The following is a 2,649-nucleotide window of genomic DNA, read 5'->3' on the forward strand; positions in this document are numbered from 1 at the left end:
AACTAATAGTATTGTTTTTATAGTTTTTTTAATTCTATTAATTATTAACCTTCTATCTAAATGAATATCTCTAAAACAATGATTAAATTTTTTATTAAAATAATAAAAAATCAAATAAATTAATAGGTTATTAGTTTTAGGGCAATTTGTGCTGTTTTGAGAGATGCTTCACTGTTCTTTTTTAGCTTAGTTTTGAGTGATTTTAACTTATTTAAACAACTCTGTCGATAAGAGTAATCTTCTAAGAAACGATAAATTTCATTAGCAATAGCTTGAGGAGTGGCTTGATGCTGAATCAATTCAGGGGTAATAAGTTCTTCAGCCACTAAATTAGAGAGCCCAATAAATGGGACTTTAATAAGTCGTTTTACTAACCAATAAGTGAGAGAGCTGACTTTGTAAACAGTCACAAAAGGAATTTGATGTAAAGCAATTTCTAATGTAACTGTGCCAGAAACAGCAATAGCGGCATTACATACAGATAATATATTATAAGTATTATTTTCAATAATTCTAACCTCTGGAAATAAATAATTACGAACATCTTGAGCAGAAAAATTAGGTGCCAATGGCAATACAAATTGAGTATTAGGGAAGCGTTCTTTAATAAGCTTGGTAGCGGAAATTATAATGGGCAACAAGCGAGAAATCTCCTGAGAACGACTTCCGGGAAATAAGCCAATAATGGGTTGTTCTATTGATAAATTAAATTTTTGATATACTTTTTCGTGTGGCAAAGTGGGTACTGCAATGTCAATTAACGGATGTCCCACTAAACTGACGGAAATATCTTCTCGTTGATATAATCTTTCTTCGAAGGGGAATAAAACTGCCATGTGATCTATATATTTTTTTATTTTTTTAATACGGCTATATCGCCATGCCCATATTTGTGGACTTACATAATAAAGCACTTTAATTCCTGCTTTTTTAGCCTGTTTAGCCATATGTAAATTAAAGCCTGGATAGTCAATAAAAATTACTAAATCAGGTCGTTCGATCTTGAAGCGATTTTTTAAGCACTGGCGAGCTGCAAGTATATTACTTAATTGAGAAATTATTTCTGATACTCCAATGACTGCTAGTTTTTCGGCATCAATAAAGATATTAACTCCTGCTTCACGCATTCTTTTCCCTCCCATACCAGCTACTTTTAATTGTGGGTCAAGAACTTTCAGTGATTTTGCAAGATGAGCCCCTAGTAAATCTCCCGAGGCCTCACCTGCTATGATTAAAATTTGTTTTGAATCAGTATTCATTTTAAGAAATAGCGATTGAAGAAATTGGAAATACTTTATTAGTTTGTCGCACGATTAATGAGATTTCTAAAGCTGTCGCCAAAGCTCGTTTTCCTTCTTTTCCGGAAACCAGAGGAAGTTTATTATGAATAATAGAATCTAAAAAAGCTGATATTTGATCCAGTAACGCATCGCTTTTTTCGAACCGCTCAACTTGACGGGTGATTTCAGGAATACCTGGATACATTTCTTGAGTGCCTTTACGGTGGATAGCAATTTTTTTATGATCGAGATCAATAGCAATATAATTATCGTGCTGGAAAATTCGAAGTTTGCGCTCAGTTTTGAGGTTTACACGGCTAGCTGTTACATTGGCCACACATCCGTTACTAAATTCAATCCGCGCATTAACAATATCAATATAAGGAGATAGTACAGAAGCTCCGCTTGCAGAAATATTTTGGATATCCGCTTTCACAATATATTGAATGATATCAATATCGTGAATCATCAAATCTAAGACTACATTAACATCACTACCTCGCAATTTAAATGGAGCTAGACGTAAGGATTCAATAAACCGAGGATTAGAAATTTGAGATTCTATTGCTTTGACAGCGCTATTAAAACGTTCGAGATGCCCAATTTGTAGGATGACCTTATTTTTTTTGGCAGCAGCAATTAAGTCGTCGGCCTCTTCCAAAGAAGAGGCAATGGGCTTCTCTAAAAGAACATGGACCCCATTATCTAAAAAAAAACGTCCAACTCTATGATGCAAAGGGGTTGGCACTGCGATGCTTACTGCATCGACCAGGCCAAGGAGAGACTGGTAATTAATTATGGATTTAACGTTTAATTCGTTGGCTTTCAAATGACACCGTTCAGGGTTAATATCACAAACAGCCACAAGCTTTGAATACGGTAAAGTAGCATACTTTTCCGCATGATATTTGCCTAAATAGCCAACGCCAATTACAGCTGTTCTAATCTTTTTCATCGCTATGCTTTAGCGCCCTTTTCTATTCTGCAGGAGCGTAATAGTGGCATTTTTCCCAAAGTGAATCAATATATAGGTATTTTTATTAGTGTAGGTCAGTGGGGTACGAATAGAATTGGTTTATTTTGACAGTAGATCTAAGAATAAAAGAGATAGTCGTAAATTAACATCATACCGTTAAACCATTAGTACAACAGGATCGTAATGTTACTTTATTATGTATCAAATCAATGTTGATAAAAGCATTTTGTACATTATGATAAAAACCTAATTCTTTAGGTATATCTCATTTGTTTGCTTTGTATGAATGGGTAGGGTAATAAGTGATTTAATTTTAGAATAGCGTTCGATTTTTTTAGATCATCATTTTTTTAGATCATCATTATCAGTACAATTTTAAGCCATACCATGTAC

At 33.9% G+C, this 2,649-nt stretch carries 2 protein-coding genes; both read right to left on the reverse strand.

From position 1 onward, the window contains the following. Positions 1-119: 119 nt before the first annotated feature. Complete coding sequence (gene lpxB, locus CLERM_RS00065) at positions 120-1,259, reverse strand: lipid-A-disaccharide synthase (RefSeq protein ID WP_102156600.1); 1,140 nt, start codon at positions 1,257-1,259, stop codon at positions 120-122. Between the two features lies 1 nt (position 1,260). Next, positions 1,261-2,235, reverse strand: coding sequence for a Gfo/Idh/MocA family protein (locus tag CLERM_RS00070; protein WP_102156601.1), 975 nt, complete (start codon positions 2,233-2,235; stop codon positions 1,261-1,263). Between the last annotated feature and the right edge of the window lie 414 nt (positions 2,236-2,649).

This window comes from Coxiella-like endosymbiont (genome assembly GCF_002871095.1).
In the GTDB taxonomy this organism is placed as follows: Bacteria; Pseudomonadota; Gammaproteobacteria; order Coxiellales; family Coxiellaceae; genus Coxiella.

Excerpts from the sequence above, each read along its gene's own strand:
- lpxB (WP_102156600.1), bottom strand. The coding sequence starts at position 1,259 with ATGAATACTGATTCAAAACAAATTTTAATCATAGCAGGTGAGGCCTCG.
- CLERM_RS00070 (WP_102156601.1), bottom strand. The coding sequence starts at position 2,235 with ATGAAAAAGATTAGAACAGCTGTAATTGGCGTTGGCTATTTAGGCAAA.